The organism is Shewanella frigidimarina NCIMB 400 (genome assembly GCF_000014705.1).
Classification (GTDB): Bacteria; Pseudomonadota; Gammaproteobacteria; order Enterobacterales; family Shewanellaceae; genus Shewanella; species Shewanella frigidimarina.
This window is the reverse complement of record NC_008345.1, coordinates 770,776-792,512: the sequence shown is the minus strand read 5'-3', so window position 1 is coordinate 792,512 and position 21,737 is coordinate 770,776. Positions and strand designations below refer to the sequence as shown.

Here is a 21,737-nt window from a genome sequence, read left to right as displayed (position 1 = left end):
GGCAGTATTATCGAATGAGAATATTCGCATTTATTGTTACTTACATAGGGAATTCAATCATTAAGAGGTAACCAACTAATCAGTAGAGAAACCATCACTACAAGATAGCCAATGATGAACCTACAATTACGCCTAATACCATTTACATTAAATATGTGATCTAATTGCTCGTCATTTCCTTACTTCAGTATCGATGAATAATCTCAATCTTGCAGCATTAGTTAAATCTGAGAAACGCGCACGTAAACGTATGCGTTATCTCGCCTTACTTCATTTTACCGAAGGTCATTCTCGTACTGCTATAGCCAACATGCTGAAGGTCAGTAGAACCAGTGTAAATACTTGGGTTACTCATTATTTAACTCATGGCATTAGCGGCCTAGATGATAAACATAATCCAGGTAGACCCGCTCAACTATCGGCGAAACAACTGGTAAATCTGAAAGAATTTGTACAACGTCAAAGCTTGTCTGAGAGTGGCGGAAGATTGATGGCAAGAGATGTCAGTCTTTTTATTCAGTCTGAATTTGGGGTGACCTTTAAACAGGCAAATATCTACAGATTACTGCATCAATTAGGATTGTCATGGATAACGACCCGTTCTCGACACCCAAAACAATCTCAAGATATTCAGGACGCTTTTAAAAAACTTCCAGCTGTCAACGATCCTTAACACCCCTGGTCATGTGGCGTTAGATCGCATTGATGTTTGGTTTCAAGATGAAGCCAGATTTGGTCAGCAAAATACCACGACCCGCATTTGGGCAACGAAAGGAACCCGACCACGAGCGGTAAGGCAACAACAGTTCGAATCAGCATATTTATATGGTGCGGTGTGTCCTGCAACGGGCACGACAGAGGCTATTATTGCCCCGCATGCCAACAGTGAATATATGTGGGAGCATTTAAAATTAATTTCAGAGGCTACCGAATCGGGTCGCCATGCTTTGGTCATCATGGATGGTGCAGGTTGGCATCAACAAGATCTGACTGAGGACTTTGATAACCTTAGTATCCTTAAGCTTCCGCCCTATTCGCCAGAACTCAACCCTATAGAACAAGTGTGGCAATGGCTTCGTCAGAATGAACTCGCAAATCGTTGCTTTAGTGGATATGACGATATTGTTGAGCAGTGTTCCATTGCATGGAATCGATTTATTGCAGAGCCGGAAAGGGTGATTCAACTATGTTCTAGACGTTGGACAAAATTGACCAATTAATTAATGTAAATGGTATAACTTGTTACAGCAAGAGCGTAATGTTGGCGCTATAAATCAGGTCTGATTTTATAACGTATATTAGGCCTAGAACAAAATGGACCTATTTAGCTGTGGTAATAAATTTATATGTGGGACATTGGTGAGTTGCCTGTTGTGAAAGACAAAATTCCAATTTGGTTTGAGCAAATATGAAAGCCATGAAAGTATAAAATAGGACAGAATATCAACCGAAGACATAACTGCTGGCAAAATGCAGTAATGCCACCCTTCTTTGGAAGCCTTAAAACAAAATCGATACCTAAGCGTGACTGCTATTGTAGCTTAATGAATCTGTAGACGACGTATATGCACAAAATCCAAAGGCCTGCAAAGTTGATACTTTAAGGAATGAACTAGATCGATGAATTAACTACTTGTAGTTAAATTACAGACGTAAAAACCCCGCTATATGATAGCGGGCTGTTTCACGACTCTATCAAGTCAATTAGGCGCCTGGAAATGACCTATTTCGTATGGGCATATCGTCCACACAAGCATTATGCTCATATTAACCAAGCCTACTTGTCGTTAAATGACAGACGTAAAAAAGCCCGCTACATGATAGCGGGCTGTTTCACGACTCTTTCAAGTCAATTAGGCGCCTGAAAATGACCTACTTCGCATGGGCATATCGTCCACACAAGCATTATGCTCATATTAACCAAACCGTAATTTCAACAAATGACAGACGTAAAAAAGCCCGCTACATGATAGCGGGCTGTTTCACGACTCTTTCAAGTCAATTAGGCGCCTGGAAATGACCTACTCTCGCATGGGGAGACCCCACACTACCATCGGCGATACTGTGTTTCACTTCTGAGTTCGGAATGGGATCAGGTGGTGCCACAGCTCTATGGTTTCCAGACAAATTTGTTTATCTAACGCACTAATTCTTCATTAGGCATTAAATAATAATTCGGAAAGCTGATTGCTTTTACTCTTATCAAGAGTCTTGAGTTCGCACTGTTTAAGCGCCTCATTCTAACACTAAGGTCAGTAAAACCCATCTGGGTTGTATGGTTAAGCCTCACGGGTCATTAGTACAAGTTAGCTCAACGCCTCACAACGCTTACACACCTTGCCTATCAACGTAGTAGTCTCCTACGGCCCTTTAGAGAGCTTAAAGCTCTAGGGATGACTCATCTTAGGGCTCGCTTCCCGCTTAGATGCTTTCAGCGGTTATCGATTCCGAACGTAGCTACCGGGCAATGCCATTGGCATGACAACCCGAACACCAGCGGTTCGTCCACTCCGGTCCTCTCGTACTAGGAGCAGCTCCCTTCAATCATCCAACGCCCACGGCAGATAGGGACCGAACTGTCTCACGACGTTCTGAACCCAGCTCGCGTACCACTTTAAATGGCGAACAGCCATACCCTTGGGACCGACTTCAGCCCCAGGATGTGATGAGCCGACATCGAGGTGCCAAACACCGCCGTCGATATGAACTCTTGGGCGGTATCAGCCTGTTATCCCCGGAGTACCTTTTATCCGTTGAGCGATGGCCCTTCCATTCAGAACCACCGGATCACTATGACCTACTTTCGTACCTGCTCGACGTGTATGTCTCGCAGTTAAGCTGGCTTATGCCATTGCACTAACCGTACGATGTCCGACCGTACTTAGCCAACCTTCGTGCTCCTCCGTTACTCTTTGGGAGGAGACCGCCCCAGTCAAACTACCCACCAGGCACTGTCCTCAACCCCGATAAGGGGCCAGAGTTAGAACATCAAAACTACAAGGGTGGTATTTCAAGATTGACTCCACTCAGACTAGCGTCCAAGCTTCAAAGTCTCCCACCTATCCTACACATGTAGGTTCAATGTTCAGTGCCAAGCTATAGTAAAGGTTCACGGGGTCTTTCCGTCTAGCCGCGGGTATACGGCATCTTCACCGCAATTTCAACTTCACTGAGTCTCGGCTGGAGACAGCGTGGCCATCATTACGCCATTCGTGCAGGTCGGAACTTACCCGACAAGGAATTTCGCTACCTTAGGACCGTTATAGTTACGGCCGCCGTTTACCGGGGCTTCGATCATGAGCTTCTCCGAAGATAACCCAATCAATTAACCTTCCGGCACCGGGCAGGCGTCACACCGTATACGTCATCTTGCGATTTTGCACAGTGCTGTGTTTTTGATAAACAGTTGCAGCCACCTGGTATCTGCGACTGCCGTCAGCTTAGGGAGCAAGTCCCATCACCAACAGCAGCGTACCTTCTCCCGAAGTTACGGTACCATTTTGCCTAGTTCCTTCAGCCGAGTTCTCTCAAGCGCCTTGGTATTCTCTACCCGACCACCTGTGTCGGTTTGGGGTACGATTCCCACTAACCTGAAGCTTAGAAGATTTTCCTGGAAGCATGGCATCAACTACTTCATCACCGTAGTGACTCGTCATCAGCTCTCAGCCTGTACATTAAAGTACGATTTCCCGGATTTGCCTAAGAAATCAACCTACCACCTTAAACGCGGACTACCAACGCCGCGCTAGCCTAGCCTTCTCCGTCTCTCCATCGCAGTTAGCGGAAGTACAGAAATATTAATCTGTTTCCCATCGATTACGCCTTTCGGCCTCACCTTAGGGGTCGACTCACCCTGCCCCGATTAACGTTGGACAGGAACCCTTGGTCTTCCGGCGAGGGAGTTTTTCACTCCCTTTATCGTTACTCATGTCAGCATTCGCACTTCTGATACGTCCAGTGTGGGTTACCCCTTCACCTTCAACCGCTTACAGAACGCTCCTCTACCGCGCACTTCTAATGAAATGCACCCGTAGCTTCGGTGGTATGTTTAGCCCCGTTAAATCTTCCGCGCAGGCCGACTCGACTAGTGAGCTATTACGCTTTCTTTAAATGATGGCTGCTTCTAAGCCAACATCCTAGCTGTCTAAGCCTTCCCACATCGTTTCCCACTTAACATACACTTTGGGACCTTAGCTGACGGTCTGGGTTGTTCCCTTTTGACAACGGACGTTAGCACCCGCTGTCTGTCTCCCGAGTAGTACTCATTGGTATTCGGAGTTTGCAAAGGGTTGGTAAGTCGGGATGACCCCCTAGCCTTAACAGTGCTCTACCCCCAATGGTATTCGCTCGAGGCGCTACCTAAATAGCTTTCGAGGAGAACCAGATATCTCCGAGTTTGATTGGCCTTTCACCCCCAGCCACAAGTCATCCGCTCATTTTTCAACATAAGTCGGTTCGGTCCTCCAGTTGATGTTACTCAACCTTCAACCTGCCCATGGCTAGATCACTCGGTTTCGGGTCTACACCTTGCAACTAAACGCGCAGTTAACACTCGGTTTCCCTACGGCTCCGCTATTCGCTTAACCTCGCTACAAAATGTAAGTCGCTGACCCATTATACAAAAGGTACGCAGTCACGGTCTCAAGAACCGCTCCCACTGCTTGTACGTATACGGTTTCAGGTTCTATTTCACTCCCCTCACAGGGGTTCTTTTCGCCTTTCCCTCACGGTACTGGTTCACTATCGGTCAGTCAGGAGTATTTAGCCTTGGAGGATGGTCCCCCCATATTCAAACAGGATGTCACGTGTCCCGCCTTACTCGTTTTCATCTATGGTTAGTTTTCATGTACGGGGCTATCACCCTGTGCCGCTGTGCTTTCCAACACATTCCACTAACACCCCATAGACTTAAGGGCTAATCCCCGTTCGCTCGCCGCTACTAGGGGAATCTCGGTTGATTTCTTTTCCTCCGGGTACTTAGATGTTTCAGTTCCCCGGGTTTGCCTCACAACACTATGTATTCATGTTGTGATACATGCTTATGCATGTGGGTTTCCCCATTCGGATATCGTTAGCTCAAATGCTTATTACTAGCTCGCCAACGCTTTTCGCAAGTTATTACGTCCTTCATCGCCTCTGACTGCCAAGGCATCCACCGTATACGCTTGGTCACTTAACCATACAACCCAAATGAGTTTCACACCCTTGAATTAACAAGAGAAGAGCTCTGGGTCATATCATGACCAGCTGGTTTTTTACTTGTCTCACCTCCAGGGTAGGAAGTGGACTCGCCTTAGTTTTTAGAATATTCAAGACACTTAAACAGTGTTTTGAGAACTCAAGTGTTAATGCTTTCGCATTAACGTTTTTCGCACTAACGTAATCACACAAACGACAACGAATCATCATCCATGCGCCTTTAGTTAGTACTATCAGCTTTCCAAATTGTTAAAGAACAACACTTAACCGGCAAGCGGTGTGTTTCACTCTACTTCCGAAGAAGTTAACAAGTAATCTGTGTGAACACTCACATGCATCTCTGCACTTTAGGTATTGAGTTAGTCGTATAGGTAAGGAGGTGATCCAGCCCCAGGTTCCCCTAGGGCTACCTTGTTACGACTTCACCCCAGTCATGAACCACAAAGTGGTGAGCGTTCTCCCGAAGGTTAAACTACCCACTTCTTTTGCAGCCCACTCCCATGGTGTGACGGGCGGTGTGTACAAGGCCCGGGAACGTATTCACCGTGGCATTCTGATCCACGATTACTAGCGATTCCGACTTCACGGAGTCGAGTTGCAGACTCCGATCCGGACTACGACGTACTTTGTGAGATTAGCTCCACCTCGCGGCTTTGCAACCCTCTGTATACGCCATTGTAGCACGTGTGTAGCCCTACTCGTAAGGGCCATGATGACTTGACGTCGTCCCCACCTTCCTCCGGTTTATCACCGGCAGTCTCCCTAGAGTTCCCACCATTACGTGCTGGCAAATAAGGATAGGGGTTGCGCTCGTTGCGGGACTTAACCCAACATTTCACAACACGAGCTGACGACAGCCATGCAGCACCTGTCTCACAGTTCCCGAAGGCACAAGTCCATCTCTGGTCTCTTCTGTGGATGTCAAGAGTAGGTAAGGTTCTTCGCGTTGCATCGAATTAAACCACATGCTCCACCGCTTGTGCGGGCCCCCGTCAATTCATTTGAGTTTTAACCTTGCGGCCGTACTCCCCAGGCGGTCTACTTAATGCGTTAGCTTGGGAGCCCAGTGACTAAGTCACCAAACTCCGAGTAGACATCGTTTACGGCGTGGACTACCAGGGTATCTAATCCTGTTTGCTCCCCACGCTTTCGTGCATGAGCGTCAGTCTTTGTCCAGGGGGCCGCCTTCGCCACCGGTATTCCTCCAGATATCTACGCATTTCACCGCTACACCTGGAATTCTACCCCCCTCTACAAGACTCTAGTTCGCCAGTTCCAAATGCAATTCCCAGGTTGAGCCCGGGGATTTCACATCTGGCTTAACAAACCGCCTGCGCACGCTTTACGCCCAGTAATTCCGATTAACGCTCGGACCCTCCGTATTACCGCGGCTGCTGGCACGGAGTTAGCCGGTCCTTCTTCTGTAGGTAACGTCACAGTAATAGTTTATTAAACTATTACCTTTCCTCCCTACTGAAAGTGCTTTACAACCCGAAGGCCTTCTTCACACACGCGGCATGGCTGCATCAGGGTTTCCCCCATTGTGCAATATTCCCCACTGCTGCCTCCCGTAGGAGTCTGGGCCGTGTCTCAGTCCCAGTGTGGCTGATCATCCTCTCAGAACAGCTAGGGATCGTCGCCTTGGTGAGCCATTACCTCACCAACTAGCTAATCCCACCTAGGTTCATCCAATCGCGGAAGGCCCGAAGGTCCCCTCCTTTCCCCCGTAGGGCGTATGCGGTATTAGCAGTCGTTTCCAACTGTTATCCCCCTCGACTGGGCAGATCCCTAGGCATTACTCACCCGTCCGCCGCTCGTCACCTCAGGAGCAAGCTCCCTTGTGTTACCGCTCGACTTGCATGTGTTAGGCCTGCCGCCAGCGTTCAATCTGAGCCATGATCAAACTCTTCAATTAAAGTTTTTTGAAACCCGAAGGTTTCGGCTCAATGAATTCTGATTTCATTAATTAGACTCGGAAGAATCTAAATAATGTTTGTACATATTACTATGAACATTCATCGTTGCATTGAGTTTAAATTTTTTGATTGCCAACATTCCGAAGAACAGAAGACAATTTCGAATAACTCAATACCTGTGAATGTCCACACAGATTTCTTGTTTAGATTGTTAAAGAACGTTGATATCAATTTTTCAGACATCACCATAAGACGCTAGGTCGTTGGCTTGGGGTGCGTATTCTACGCTTTCCCGTGTTGGCGTCAAGTGTTTTTTCAAACTTTCTTTTCGCCTTGAATTCAGTGTTTTGAAGCACTTAATTCAACCTGACTCGGTAACCGCTTGCGCTGTCTGCCGTGTCAGTGGATGCGCATTATAGGCACCACACGTTTTTGCGCAAGGCCTTTTTAAAGGTTTTTAGTAAAAAAGCAATCAACTGAATACTAATCAAACAAGACGGTATTAAAAATACACAACCACGTTCGATTTTGCTTAATTAAACTCCAGTTAATATACAGAAGCGCATTAACGAATATAAAACTGGATAAGAATTATAGTACATATTTACGATTTCAATAAAAAAGACGTGATTTAATGAATACATTGGTGAATAACAACGATTACCTCAGCTACCTATATAGTAGAGGTAAACTCTATAGTTAGATGCTATTGAAGAAAATCACTCTATAATTAACTTTCTTTTTTCTCGTTGGTACTATTGATGTCATCGATGGTTGAGTGTTGTTGTGTCTCTGTTTTATTCAATTCATCGCCAACGATGTGGGCCACTTTTAACTTCTTAATAGCTTTAATCGTGATAACAGGTCCAGATAGTGCATATATGTAGAAACCAAGACAAAGAATAATTGCTGGTTCTACAGAAATAATAACGAACACACCTACGAGCAATAACATCACCACGAAATTTACTTTCCCTCGCCAATCGACTTCCTTAAAGGAGTGATAGCGAAAGTTACTGACCATGAGTAGTCCTGTTAAGGCAGTAATCAATGCAGCAAGGTAATTTATATTGGTAGGGTCAAGCTCATATTTAGAACCACTCCAAATACTTCCAGCGATTAAGGCTGCTGCAGCGGGACTAGCTAGACCTTGAAAATAACGTTTATCGGCAACACCAACTTGGGTATTGAAACGAGCTAATCTCAATGCCGCGCAAGCGCAATAAATAAAAGCCGCTAACCAACCTATTTTACCTAAGTCTTGTAATGCCCAATTGTAAGCAAGGATGGCTGGAGCCATGCCAAAAGAAACCATATCGGCCAAACTATCATATTCAGCGCCAAAATCACTTTGAGTATTGGTTAATCTTGCGACTCTGCCATCGAGTCCATCGCAAATCATAGCAATAAAGATAGCGATTGCCGCTGACTCGAAGTGACCGTTCATTGATGAAATGACAGCATAAAAACCAGAGAACAGCCCTGCTGTAGTAAATAAGTTGGGTAATAAGTAAATACCTTTATTTTTTACTGGGTGATTAGGTGAATTTTGCATACACTTTACACATTATCGTTTTAGTTGTTGGATTTATACTCAAAGATAGCATATTTTGAAACATTCAAGCATGTCGTCAATTAGCTCTGGGATACTCACATGGGAATTATGCGTTTAGTTTTTGGCTTAGCCACTTTTGCATTTAGTGCATGCTTATATGCCGCGACGATTTACACTTGGGTGGATGATGCTGGGGTTGTGCATTACAGTCAGCAACAACCTTTAAATGTAGATGCTAGCAAGATTTATAGTGAAGATGTGGAACCCGCTAAAATTGGCACTTACACACCACAAAAAAAAACCGCTGTTAACGCGGAGTCTGAATTAGAAACGTCAGCAAAGATCATTAATGAAAAAGACAAACAACAAGCCAAAGACATCTGTAAAAGTGCTAAGCACAGCCTTAGTGTGTTGAAGACTCACAGCAAATTAAATCAACAAGACAAAGCTACTGGTGAAACTGTCGCCATGACAGAAGAACAGAGGCAAGCTGCTATTGCTGAAAACACCGAGCGAGTCAGGTTATTTTGTCAAAGCAAGTAATAAAAAAGGGAGCTAATGCTCCCTTTGTTCAAATAACTTCAGCTAATAATGCGGTATAACATTATTGATTGAAAGCTAGCTTGCCATCTTCTACTACAACTTTAATCATTTTACCTGGCAATAATTGGCCTCGAAGTAATTTTTGGGCTAAAGGATTCTCCACTTCTTGTTGCAATGCTCGTTTTAAAGGCCTTGCACCATAAACAGGATCGAATCCAGCTTCGGCAATTAATGATAAAGCGGCATCAGACAACTCAATATCAAACTCTTTCTCAATAAGACGCTTGCGCAACAATTCAAATTGAATGCTGGCAATGTGTTTGATATTTTCTGCATCTAAGGGATGGAATACCACAGACTCATCAATTCGATTCAAAAACTCTGGACGGAAGCTTTGCGTCACAACATTCATGACTCCAGCTTTCATCTCTTCATAACTCGTATGACCAAAGCCCTCTTGGATAATATCTGAACCAAGGTTAGAGGTCATGATGATCACAGTGTTTTTAAAATCAACCGTTCTGCCTTGGCCATCTGTTAAACGGCCATCATCTAATACTTGCAACAACACGTTAAATACATCTGGATGTGCCTTCTCAACTTCGTCTAACAAAATCACTGAGTAAGGCTTACGGCGAACCGCTTCAGTTAAATAACCACCTTCTTCATAACCCACATATCCTGGAGGGGCACCAACTAAACGCGAAACGGTATGTTTTTCCATAAATTCAGACATATCAATGCGCACAAGAGCCGATTCTGAATCAAATAAAAACTTAGCTAGCGATTTACATAATTCAGTTTTACCCACACCAGTAGGCCCGAGGAACAAGAACGAACCGATTGGACGTTGCGGATCGGCAAGACCGGCGCGGCTACGGCGAATGGCATTAGATACTGCATCCACAGCCTCGTTTTGGCCAATTACACGTTCATGTAATGCGGTTTCCATATGCAATAGTTTTTCACGTTCGCCTTCGAGCATTTTTGAAACAGGTATCCCCGTCGCTTTCGATAGTACTTCTGCAATCTCGACATCAGTCACTTTATTACGTAACAGTGTCATATCTTGCATTTCGGCTTGTGATGCTAAATCCAACTGTTTTTCAAGTTCAGGAATACGCCCATACTGTAATTCAGACATCCGCGTTAAGTCACCAGCACGTCGAGCAACTTCTAAATCCATTCTCGCCTGTTCGAGATCAGCTTTAATATGTTGAGTACCTGCTAATGCTGCTTTCTCGGTATGCCAAATCTCATTCATTTCAGCCGCTTTACTTTCAACATCTCTCAGTTCATGTTGTAAAAACTCAAGACGTTTACGACTGGCTTCGTCTGACTCTTTACTTAACGCTTGTTCTTCCAGCTTAAGCTGAATAGCACGGCGCTCTAATCGATCAAGTACTTCGGGCTTAGAATCAATCTGCATCCTGATACTCGATGCGGCTTCATCAATTAAGTCGATAGCTTTGTCAGGCAGTTTACGGTCTGAAATATAACGATGCGACATGGTTGCAGCTGCAACAATAGCAGGATCAGTTATTTCAACATGATGATGTAATTCGTAACGCTCTTTTAAACCACGTAAAATGGCAATGGTGTCTTCAACGCTCGGTTCATCAACAATTACTTTTTGAAAACGGCGTTCAAGTGCAGCATCTTTCTCAATATATTGACGATATTCATCAAGTGTTGTTGCGCCGACACAATGCAAATCACCACGTGCTAAAGCAGGCTTAAGCATATTACCAGCATCCATTGCGCCCTCGCCCTTACCTGCGCCGACCATGGTATGCAGCTCATCAATAAACAGAATGACCTGACCTTCTTCTTGTGATAGCTCATTTAATACTGCTTTTAAGCGTTCTTCGAACTCACCGCGATATTTGGCTCCCGCAATTAACGACCCCATGTCTAATGACAATACCCGTTTATTTTTAATCCCTTCAGGGACTTCACCATTAACAATACGCTGAGCTAAACCTTCAACAATGGCGGTTTTACCGACACCAGGTTCACCAATTAATACCGGATTATTTTTAGTACGGCGTTGTAGCACTTGAATCGTGCGACGAATTTCCTCATCACGACCAATAACAGGGTCTAACTTACCTTGCTCTGCGCGCTCGGTTAAATCTACGGTAAATTTTTTCAATGCTTGGCGTTGATCTTCAGCATTGGGATCATCAACTTTCTGCCCGCCACGCATGTCTTCAATGGTTTTTTCCATTAACTCTTTGCTTGCACCAGAATCTTTTAATGCTTTGGCAAGGGGGTCATTATTTTCCAATGCAGCCAAGACAAACAATTCAGATGAAATGTATTTGTCTTTGCGCTTTTGCGCTAACTTATCGCATAGGTTTAGTAAACGAATTAACCCTTGTGATAACTGAACATCACCACCAGTACCTTCAACTTGTGGAAAACGCTCCAACTCTTGGCTAACCGCAGAGCGAAGCGCGCTAACACGAATGCCCGCTTGCGTAAGTAAAGAATGGATAGAACCAGAATCTTGATTTAACAGCGCCATCATTAAATGAATAGGTTCAATAAATTGATGATCGCGTCCCAATGCTAATGATTGGGCATCAGAAATGGCAATTTGAAACTTATTAGTCATACGATCGAGTCTCATACAACCTCCTAGGATCTGATACATGTGGAATGGGAAATTAATTCAGAAATGAATAATTTGTTAACTTAAAGATGGGGGCATTTAATGTAAACTCAAGGTTAAAACTTAATCTGGATCAAAAAATTGTTGATTTTTTATACTTGAAAGTTGTTACCAATAATAACTTAAGATTTTAGCCAAATGAGAGAAGCCATTCGTCCAGTTTGCTTGTCACGACGGTAAGAAAAGTAATCAGGTTCAGAAAAGGTACACACATCTGCGCTATAAGTTTGAGTAACGCCTGCTGTAGATAAACGCAACTTAGCTAAGCCGACTAAATCAGCTAAATATTTAGCATTATATTGGATAAAATGAGTTGCCGCTTGCGGATTTTTATTGATAAAAGCATCACGAACGTCAGGACCAACTTCAAATGCACAAGGACCAATTGCAGGACCTAAGTATGCGATTAATGTTGACGGTGGTGAATGAAACATCGCCAATGCTTGCTCGATGACGCCCTCACACAAACCGCGCCACCCGGCATGAACAGCGGCAACTTCGGTACCTTGTTGATTACATAATAATATTGGTAAGCAATCGGCCGTCATTACTACACATACATGGCCAAACTGATTACTGTAACAGCCATCAGCTAACGCTATAGCACTGCCTGGGATCAATGTTTGTACATCAACAACATTAGTACCATGAACTTGTTCAAGCCAAGTTGGCTCAGCCGGTAATGATAATTTCTGAGTTAATATTGCACGATTAGCGAATACATCTTGAGGCTTATCACCAACATGAAGCCCTAAATTCAAACTATCAAATGGGCTAACGCTGACGCCACCAAAACGATTTGTCATCGCAATGGCAACGTTAGCTGGTATTGGCCAATCGTGCTCAAGCATTATAAATACACTATCGGATTAAGCTCAGTATCGACTCGTAGTGCTTTTGTCAGCTCAACCATGTCATCAGGGATCGGCGCATGCCAAGTCATGATTTCACAGGTAAATGGATGAGCAAGCTCTAAACGCACTGCGTGTAAAGCTTGGCGCTTAAAGTTTTTGAGTAATTCAAAAAACTCTGGGCTAGCAGATTTAGGCGGACGAGGACGACCACCATAAACCGGATCGCCAACCAACTCATGGCCAATGTGTGCCATATGAACACGAATTTGGTGAGTACGACCAGATTCCAGACGCAAACGTAAACGCGTGTGAGCTCGGAACTTTTCAGACACTCGATAATGAGTCACCGATGGACGACCACCATGGATAACGGCCATTTGAGTACGTCTAGTTGCGTGACGTTCAATAGGTTCATCAACCGTGCCACCAGCCGTCATAGTGCCTAATACAATCGCTTCATACTCACGAACAATATCACGCGCCTGTAATGCGGCAACCAAATGTGTTTGTGCCTCAACTGTTTTAGCGACAACCATTAGCCCTGTAGTGTCTTTATCTAAACGATGAACAATACCCGCTCTTGGTACATGTTCAATATCTGGACAATGATATAATAAAGCATTCATCAATGTGCCGTCTGCGTTACCAGCACCAGGATGAACAACTAAACCAGCTTGCTTGTTAATGACAAGAATATGGTCGTCTTCATAAACAATATTTAAGTCGATATTTTGCGCTTTAGCACTCACTTCTTCTTCAAGTGTTGCCGTAACTTCTACCAACTGAGACTCGAAAACCTTTTCCCGTGGCTTGTCGACTGTGATACCGTCAATAGTAATTGCACCAGATAGGATCCATTCCTTGATGCGTGTGCGCGAGTAGTCAGGGAACAAACCAGCTAATGCTTGGTCTAATCTCAGACCGGTTTGTATTGCTGTTATCTCGCTTTTTAGATTAATCTCTTGTGTCATAGGAACCGTACCCCAGTTTAGGGGTCCAAAGTGAATGTGCTATCTGTTACAATCGGATGTTTTCTATTTTACCGTGAAATGGAAAAATTCTTAACAACAACTTAAAAAGAATTGAATTCAAGTATGTATAAAATTGCCAAAGGTGCCGCCCTAGTATTACTTTCACTGGCTATAACAGCCTGTAGTAGCAGTCCAGAAGACGATGATGTTGCCAGTAAAGCATCACCTGATGTCCTGTACTCTCAAGCAAGAACGTCAATGGAATTAGGTAATTACTCTAAAGCCGTTCGTTCACTTGAAGCATTGGATTCTCGTTTTCCATTTGGTCCGCACAAAACTCAAGTTCAATTAGACTTGATTTTTGCGTATTACAAAATGGATGATGCTGCCTCAGGACTTGCCAATATTGATCGCTTTTTACGCCTCAATCCAACGCATCCTAATATAGATTACGTCTATTATATGCGTGGTTTAACGAATATGCAGGCAGATAATTACTTATTTCACGATTTAATGAATATTGATCGTACCGATCGTGATCCTAAAAATGCTCAAGATGCATTTAAAGATTTTGATCGATTGATTAAATCGTATCCAAATAGCAAGTATTCTGCTGATGCACAACAACGCATGCAGTTCTTAAAGAACCGTTTGGCTAAATATTCAATTCAAGTTGCAGAATATTATATCAAAATGAATGCATGGAGTGCAGCTGCTGTTCGTGCTCAATCAGTTATGGAAAAGTTCCCTGGAACACCATCAACTGAACGCGCGTTAGAAATTATGGTTAAAGCGTATGGCGAATTAGGCCAGGAAAAATTACAACAAAACGTTAAAACCGTAATGAAAGCAAACTTTCCAACTAACGAAGTATTATCTAACTAGTCATCATTCAAACTCACGACTATTAATTAATGTTTCGCATTAAACGCTCCTCGGAGCGTTTTTTTATATCTGATTTTTCAATATTGAATAATTGAGTCGCAATTATTCAATATTTTTACTTGTTATGGTTATCACACAAGTAAAACGGCACCATAACACCATTTGCTGTAGCAACCATCATATGAATGAAGTATTTATGACAATATGATACTTAGGCTGAATTACATTCGATACGCCCAAAATACATCCAAACAAATCGATTTTTGATATAAATATTAAAAACAGGTTGACTCAATGGGTCAAAATCCTTTAAATTGCGTCCGTCGCCCGAATAGCTCAGTCGGTAGAGCAGAGGATTGAAAATCCTCGTGTCCCTGGTTCGATTCCGGGTTCGGGCACCATATTTACATTGGTGGCGACAGCGACTAATAGAATAAAGTTATTTCGCGATACATGTTTTGCAGGTGTGGTGAAATTGGTAGACATGTCAGCTTCAGGTGCTGATGCTCGTAAGGGCGTGGAGGTTCAAGTCCTCTCACCTGTACCAAATAACTTTATACGATTTAACAAAAAGGCCTCGCATTGCGAGGCCTTTTTGTTTTTGTTGCTTGTATCACTTTGAAGAGTGTTAAAGCCACATATTATTTAGCTGCTCAGATAACATATTAACTTGATTGCTTTACTGTATCGCTAATAGTTAGTGCATTGACAATAAAATCAGTTGGATGTTAACCCTACAATATCGCTACCTCGTTACGATTCATCAAACAGTTTGTTCACTGACGAGTCCGTCAACTCGCCAGAAAACCTGCGACAACATAAAACAGTGATTACATGGGCTCAATATAATCCACCATTAGCTGCACAGTTTGATTTCCTCTAAACTCGTTCACATCAAGCTTATAGACCACACGAGCATGTTTAATGGTTGCATCAGGCCATATGGCTAAATCCACATTAAAAGCAATGCCGTCTAACATCGTACTGCCACATTCAGTCTCAAGTAATAATTTTAAGTGTTTTTCACCTACGATACGCTGTTGCACGACCTTAAATACGCCATCAAACAGTGGCTCTTCAAAGGACTGCCCCCATGGTCCTGCATTTCGTAATAAAAATGCTGTATCAAGCGTCATTAATGGGCTCGATAACTCACCATCAGAGAGCAACTCTCCCGTCAGCTGTTCATAATCTAATACTTCTCTTACCGCATCATCATAAGCTTGCTTAAACTGCTCGAACACATCTGCTTTTAACGATAGCCCTGCTGCCATAGCATGACCACCAAACTTGGTTATCATTCCAGGATAGAGACCATTAATGCGTTCGAGTAAATCTCGCATATGCAGGCCTTTAATCGACCGGGCAGAACCTTTTATCGCACCATCACCGGCATCGGCAAAGGCAATAACCGGCCGATGATAACGATCCTTAATTCGTGAGGCCAAAATGCCAATAACACCTTGATGCCAATCTTCCTGAAAAATGGCGATACCCCACGGCAAATCTTCTTCATTGAGCGACACTTTCGATAAACTCTTTAATGCCTCTTGCTGCATACCCGTTTCAAGTTCGCGGCGCTCTTGGTTTAATCCATCTAATTCGGCTGCCATTCTTCTGGCTAACATGATGTCTTCACACAGTAAAGTTTCAACCCCTAGTGCCATTTCATCTAAACGACCAGCAGCATTGAGCCGAGGTCCAACTGCAAAACCAAAATCAGCAGCAACAATCTTTTCAGGACTCCGCTTAGCCACTTCAAGCAATGCTGTAATGCCAACACGACAGCGGCCACTTCTGACTCGCTGCAAACCAGCATTGACTAGAATACGGTTATTCGTGTCTAGCGACACAACATCTGCGACAGTACCTAAAGCGACAATATCAAGCAATGTGCCCAGATTAGGCTCAGTAATTTGCTGTTGTTGATACCAATTACGCTGCCTTAATTCTGCACGTAAAGCAGACATCAGATAAAACGCTACCCCAACACCGGCAATAGACTTACTGGCAAACTGACAACCGGGCTGATTTGGATTAACAATAACATCAGCATTGGGCAAAGTGCTGCCAGGTAAATGGTGGTCTGTCACGATAACAGTCATTCCCAGCAACTTTGCTGCTGCCACCCCTTCAATTGACGAAATACCATTATCAACGGTAATGAGTACATCTGCATTTTTAGTAAAAGCCACCGCAACAATTTCAGGGCTTAAGCCATAACCATAATCAAACCGATTGGGAATAAGGTAGTCAACATGCTTAGCCCCCATCATTTTCAGCGCCAACATACACACACTAGTCGACGTGGCACCATCAGCATCAAAATCTCCAACAATCAGAATCGATTGCTGCGCAGCAATAGCATCCGCAATAATCACAGCGGCTTCTGCAAGCCCTTTCATGGTATCTGGGCGCAATAACTTACTTAGCACTAATTCGCAGTTATCTTCATTGACGCCACGGCGAGCATAGAGCTGTTTCAGTAATGGTGATAAAGAAGCAGGTAAATGACTATCATCAACCTGAGGGCGACGGACTATTTTATGAGACAAAAGGCAACCTTAAACGGGTAATTAGAGAATAGAGCATAACAAAAAGGTGAGCCTAAGCTCACCTTGATTTTACGTTTTTAGCACACGCTTTACGACGTTGATTTACTAGTCTGAATTATAAATTCGATTCAATCGTACGTAATAAGTCTGCCGGAGCTTGATAACCAGGTACCATCACACCATTTTCTAAAATCAACGCTGGTGTGCCGTTAACACCGAATGACATACCTAACTTATACTGCGCTGCAATATCAATATCACAACTAGCCGCTTTAACATTGCCACCATTTTTAGCTTCTGTCATCGCTTTTAAAGGATCTTTAGCACACCATACCGCTTGCATCTCGTCTGCATTAGCAGATGGAATGCCCGCACGAGGATAAGCTAAATAACGAATCGTAATACCTAAATCATTATAGCCTTGCATTTGATTATGCAGCTTACGGCAATAACCACAATCTACGTCGGTAAATATTGTGACCACATGCTTTTCGTTTTTCGCTTTGTAAACCAACATCTCATCTTCAAACGGCTTAAGTAACTCAATACGAGGTCCAGCTAAAGCTGCCTCAGTTAAGTTTTTCATGCCTTTATCCATGTCATACAGATTGCCATGAAATAGCTTTGCGCCATCTTTGGTGACGTATAGGACTCCGCGGTCTGTTAGTGCTTGATATAAACCATCGACTGGAGATTGTTGAATGAGCATCACGTTGACCCCTAAGGTTTCAGTGAGTTTTTGCTTTAATGCTGATTCATTGGATACATCGGTCGCAGTTGCCGCTGACACAATAGGGGCAATAATAAGGCTGGCAACAAGGGCGAATGCTTTAGTTAACTTCATGGTAATTCCTATATTACACGGGTTCATAATCAATAGACCCGACTTCGTAAGCAAAACTTACAGATTTAATTTCGCTAGCGCAACAAATACTCATTATCTTAAATGTAAGAATTTGAAACCCACACGGATACACAACCCGCTAAGCTAACCGCGTGGATGATGTTGGCTATGTAGTTGCTGTAAGCGTACTTTAGCAACATGTGTATAAATTTGAGTGGTCGATAAATCACTGTGACCGAGTAACAATTGTACCACACGTAAATCTGCGCCATGGTTAAGTAAATGGGTAGCAAAAGCATGGCGTAACGTATGTGGAGATAGATGACATTGAATACCGGCTCTGGCCGCATACAATTTAATTCGATGCCAAAAGGTTTGTCTGGTCATCATTTGCCCACGGCGAGAGGGAAACAAAACATCAGACTGTTTCATACTTAATAGTTCAGCACGAGCAAACTTGATGTACTGCTCAACAGCTGTAATGGCCAGTTCACCTAAAGGGACCAAACGCTCTTTGCCTCCTTTACCCATCACCCTCACTAAACCTTGGCGCAAACTAATCTGCTCCATCGTTAAACTTACCAATTCAGTCACCCGCAGCCCTGTGGCATACAAAAGCTCTAACATGGCTTTATCTCGGTGCTCGATCGGATCATCAATATTTGGCTCTGATAACAAATTGTCTATTTGCGCTTCAGACAATGTATCCGGTAATTGGCGAACGAGCTTAGGTGACTTGATTAATGCAGTCGGGTCTTGGCTAATTTTCTGCTTAACTAATAAGTAAGCATAAAAACGCCGTAAACTACTGAGAAGTCTCGCTGTACTACTTTTAGCAAATTGCTTATCAAAACGTTCAGCAAGATAGTCACGCAGTAAGGCCTGGTCAACTTGCAGCAAATCCTTACCTTTAGTCAAAATGTAACGTTCTGCATTTTGTAAATCTGTACGATAAGATACCAAGGTATTATCACTTAGCCCGTTAGTTGACCATAAATCATCAAGAAACTGGTTAATTAAAGGATCGGGTTGATAAACAGGTTTGGCCAAAGCGGTATCCAATAAATAATAAAAAACGACGTTAGATAATCTATCATAACGTCGTTATATTGCTCTGTTAATTATGATCTATTTAACAATTAAGCATCCGCTTTTTGATCCAGATTTTTGGGTATAAACAAACACACAATTGCCGTTAACGCAGTAGGTAGCAACCAAGCCATCCCCTCTACATGCAGTGGCATAAAGTCTAGGAAGCTCATATCCATGCCTGCCGTTTGTAACCCATCAAAAATACCGAAAAATAATGCCACACTCAGCACGACACGATGCGAAAATGCCGGTCTAGCAAAGCGTTCTGTCAAAAAAGTCACCAATACCAATGCTATCGCAACTGGGTAAATCGTCATTAACACAGGAATACTGATGCTTATTAATTGCGATAAACCTACGTTAGCGACAGTGGCACAAATCACACTTAATAAAACCACCAGCAACTTGTACGATAATCTAGGCATTAATTCATTAAAAAATTCAGAACAAGCGGTGACTAAACCAACCGCAGTCGTTAAGCAAGCAAGCGTCACAACCGTTGACAGCATTAAGGTGCCAATATTGCCAAAATGATGAGTCACATAGTTTGTTAAAATTTGGCCACCATTGTCGGCACCAATAGCAAAATCACCTGCTGAAGCACCAAGATAAAATAACGACACATACACAAATGCTAAACCACCAGCAGCAATAAATGCTGCACGAACTAAATACTTAGTTTGATCGGCCGCATCGTTAACACCTTTTTTGCGCAACAAATCGATGATTAGCATACCAAACATCAATGATGCCAAGGTATCCATGGTGTTATAACCTTCAATAATCCCTTTGGTTAATGGACTATTAATATATTCACCAACCGGCAGGTTCACCTCTGCGCCAGGAAGAATAATCACAGAACTGGCTAATCCCACCAATAGTAGAATCAATACAGGCGTAAGTATTTTACCAACGCTATCGAGTAATTTTCCTGGAAATAAAGATAAAAACATCACAATGGAGAAAAACACCAAAGTATAAATAAGTTGCGCAATACTGAACTCTTTGCCGCCGAGCATCATTAACGCATCGGGATTACTAATAAAAGGTCTTGCGCCAATTTCAAATGCCACCAATGCAGTACGTGGGGCGGCAAATGCTGGGCCAATGATGATATAAATCGCAATGGCTAATGCTGTAGCCGCAAACGCAGGTAATAACGCCATCACTTTACCGTTAGCTTTAGCAACGGCAATTAAGCCTATAAGTGGCATACCCACTGCGGTAATTAAGAAACCGAACATCGCAAAAGACATATTCTCGCCAGCAAGCATGCCAGCAAAAGGTGGAAAAATTAAGTTACCCGCACCTAAAAAAAACGCAAAGGTCATAAACCCTAACCCTAGCGTATCAGTCACACTCATTTTGGTTGTTTGCACTACTAGCCTCGTTTTATTGTTATGTTTTTTAACAAACCTAATTGATTACGCCATAATTAGCTACTGCTGAGCTGAACGAATAATAAATTGTAAAGTTAAAAATACACTTAAAAAATAGTAAACTTTGTTAAGAGAGTAACGAAAATGACTCGTTAACTCAGTATTCAGCGTTACATCCCTGTCAAATAGCCTTAATTAGACTTTTTACTCGATTTAATTCGTAAAAAAGCGCGCAAACTAATACCAAATATCGCCTTAATACTCAAGCTCCAGCCCCCTAAACAATAAAAAAAACCAGTTTAGTTACGATTTATGGCAAGACTTGTGTACATATTCACCACATCTATGATTTTTAAGTTAATTGACCATAACAAAAAGTCAACCATACAGGCTGGAGACAATTAACACGCGACAGTAAAAATCAAAGCAGTTATGATCTTATCCGAGTCGTCCACACAGCCCAAAGAGTAATCAATTATCTATGTCTTTTACGTTTAAACAATTTCATATCGATGATCAACAGTGTGGTATGGCAGTCAGTACTGATGCAGTTTTACTCGGAGCTTGGGCTGAATTAACTCAATCAAGTCATATTTTAGATATCGGTGCAGGAAGTGGTTTACTCAGTTTAATGGCTGCACAACGAAGTCCTCATCACACCAGTATTATTGCAGTAGAAATAGACAATGCTGCAGCAAAGGCTTGCCAATTTAATATTAAGCAAAGCCCTTGGTCAGAGACAGTGCAACTATTTCACGGTGCTATTCAAGACTTCCAACAACGTCACAACAACAATGATGAGCCATTATTCGACCATATTATTTGTAACCCTCCCTACTTTGAACAGGGCACACAAGCCAAAAATAGTGCACGTGCTGACGCCAGACATACTAATACCTTGTCCTTTGCAGAATTACAGAACGTGATTAGCCAATTACTAGCCCCGCAAGGCACGGCAAGTGTTATTTTACCGCTGCAAAGTTTAGCCAGTTTTATCCAACAACTTAACGCTTATGGTCTATTCGTTGCTAAGCAGCTTGATATCATTAGCATTGAGGGAAAGGTAGCTAACCGATCAATATTGGCAATCCAACACAACCCAACAACTGCTGAACCACAAACACTAACCAATCCTGCTGTGGAAACTCAGTATCATCAAATGACGATCCGCGATAAACAAGGGCGATACAGCGAAACGATGATAGATTTATGTCGTCCATTCTACTTAAAGCTTTAGCCTGCTCATTAGGTCAGCTATAATACTCAA

At 43.0% G+C, this 21,737-nt stretch carries 12 protein-coding genes, 2 tRNA genes and 3 rRNA genes; 6 read left to right on the top strand and 11 right to left on the bottom strand.

What is annotated here, in order from left to right:
• Nucleotides 1–193: 193 nt before the first annotated feature.
• Nucleotides 194–1,220, top strand: a protein-coding gene (locus tag SFRI_RS21170) for an IS630-like element ISShfr2 family transposase (protein ID WP_086019737.1) whose coding sequence is annotated in 2 segments (ribosomal slippage) — nt 194–649 and nt 651–1,220 — 1,026 coding nt in all. Because the reading frame shifts where the segments join, the coding sequence is not laid out codon by codon here.
• Nucleotides 1,221–2,008: 788 nt separating this feature from the next.
• Here SFRI_RS21170 and rrf read toward each other — a convergent pair.
• The 4 genes from rrf to pssA form a co-directional block, all read right to left on the bottom strand.
• A 5S ribosomal RNA gene (gene rrf, locus SFRI_RS03455) occupies nt 2,009–2,124 on the bottom strand.
• Nucleotides 2,125–2,275: 151 nt separating this feature from the next.
• Nucleotides 2,276–5,179, bottom strand: a 23S ribosomal RNA gene (locus tag SFRI_RS03450).
• Nucleotides 5,180–5,571: 392 nt separating this feature from the next.
• Nucleotides 5,572–7,114: ribosomal RNA gene (locus SFRI_RS03445) — 16S ribosomal RNA — on the bottom strand.
• The 16S, 23S and 5S rRNA genes sit together here, the layout of an rRNA operon.
• Before the next feature lie 731 nt (nt 7,115–7,845).
• Nucleotides 7,846–8,670, bottom strand: coding sequence for a CDP-diacylglycerol--serine O-phosphatidyltransferase (pssA, locus tag SFRI_RS03440; RefSeq protein WP_011636158.1), 825 nt, complete (start codon nt 8,668–8,670; stop codon nt 7,846–7,848).
• 99 nt (nt 8,671–8,769) lie between these two features.
• On the opposite strand from pssA, the gene SFRI_RS03435 reads away from it, so the two are divergent.
• On the top strand, nt 8,770–9,213 hold the full coding sequence (locus SFRI_RS03435) for a DUF4124 domain-containing protein (RefSeq protein WP_011636157.1): 444 nt from the start codon (nt 8,770–8,772) through the stop codon (nt 9,211–9,213).
• A 61-nt stretch (nt 9,214–9,274) separates the two neighbouring features.
• Here SFRI_RS03435 and clpB read toward each other — a convergent pair whose 3' ends face one another.
• The 3 genes from clpB to rluD form a co-directional block, all read right to left on the bottom strand.
• A complete protein-coding gene (clpB, locus tag SFRI_RS03430) occupies nt 9,275–11,848 on the bottom strand; it encodes an ATP-dependent chaperone ClpB (protein WP_041412767.1) in 2,574 nt (857 codons plus the stop codon).
• A gap of 164 nt (nt 11,849–12,012) precedes the next feature.
• Nucleotides 12,013–12,741 carry a peptidoglycan editing factor PgeF gene (pgeF, locus tag SFRI_RS03425; protein WP_011636155.1) on the bottom strand — a complete coding sequence of 243 codons (729 nt, stop codon included), beginning with the start codon at nt 12,739–12,741 and terminating at the stop codon, nt 12,013–12,015.
• Nucleotides 12,741–13,715 carry a 23S rRNA pseudouridine(1911/1915/1917) synthase RluD gene (rluD, locus tag SFRI_RS03420; protein ID WP_011636154.1) on the bottom strand — a complete coding sequence of 325 codons (975 nt, stop codon included), beginning with the start codon at nt 13,713–13,715 and terminating at the stop codon, nt 12,741–12,743. Before rluD ends, pgeF begins: the two co-directional genes overlap by 1 nt.
• Nucleotides 13,716–13,838: 123 nt before the next feature.
• Between rluD and SFRI_RS03415 the strand changes: the two genes are divergently transcribed.
• From SFRI_RS03415 to SFRI_RS03405, 3 genes are all read left to right on the top strand, one after another.
• Entirely contained in the window at nt 13,839–14,600 is a 762-nt protein-coding gene (locus SFRI_RS03415) for an outer membrane protein assembly factor BamD (RefSeq protein WP_011636153.1), read from the top strand.
• Between the two features lie 325 nt (nt 14,601–14,925).
• A tRNA-Phe gene (locus SFRI_RS03410) sits at nt 14,926–15,001 on the top strand.
• Nucleotides 15,002–15,060: 59 nt separating this feature from the next.
• Nucleotides 15,061–15,147 (top strand) — tRNA-Leu (locus SFRI_RS03405).
• Between the two features lie 283 nt (nt 15,148–15,430).
• Here the strand turns inward: SFRI_RS03405 and recJ are convergent.
• The 4 genes from recJ to brnQ all read right to left on the bottom strand — a co-directional run bounded on the left by recJ (nt 15,431) and on the right by brnQ (nt 20,470).
• Entirely contained in the window at nt 15,431–17,155 is a 1,725-nt protein-coding gene (recJ, locus tag SFRI_RS03400) for a single-stranded-DNA-specific exonuclease RecJ (protein WP_011636152.1), read from the bottom strand.
• A 115-nt stretch (nt 17,156–17,270) separates the two neighbouring features.
• Nucleotides 17,271–17,999 carry a bifunctional protein-disulfide isomerase/oxidoreductase DsbC gene (gene dsbC, locus SFRI_RS03395; RefSeq protein WP_041412766.1) on the bottom strand — a complete coding sequence of 243 codons (729 nt, stop codon included), beginning with the start codon at nt 17,997–17,999 and terminating at the stop codon, nt 17,271–17,273.
• Between the two features lie 144 nt (nt 18,000–18,143).
• On the bottom strand, nt 18,144–19,049 hold the full coding sequence (xerD, locus tag SFRI_RS03390) for a site-specific tyrosine recombinase XerD (RefSeq protein WP_041412765.1): 906 nt from the start codon (nt 19,047–19,049) through the stop codon (nt 18,144–18,146).
• Nucleotides 19,050–19,138: 89 nt separating this feature from the next.
• Entirely contained in the window at nt 19,139–20,470 is a 1,332-nt protein-coding gene (brnQ, locus tag SFRI_RS03385) for a branched-chain amino acid transport system II carrier protein (protein WP_041412764.1), read from the bottom strand.
• 481 nt (nt 20,471–20,951) lie between these two features.
• On the opposite strand from brnQ, the gene SFRI_RS03380 reads away from it, so the two are divergent.
• On the top strand, nt 20,952–21,707 hold the full coding sequence (locus SFRI_RS03380; RefSeq protein ID WP_011636148.1) for a tRNA1(Val) (adenine(37)-N6)-methyltransferase: 756 nt from the start codon (nt 20,952–20,954) through the stop codon (nt 21,705–21,707).
• The last annotated feature ends 30 nt before the right edge of the window (nt 21,708–21,737 follow it).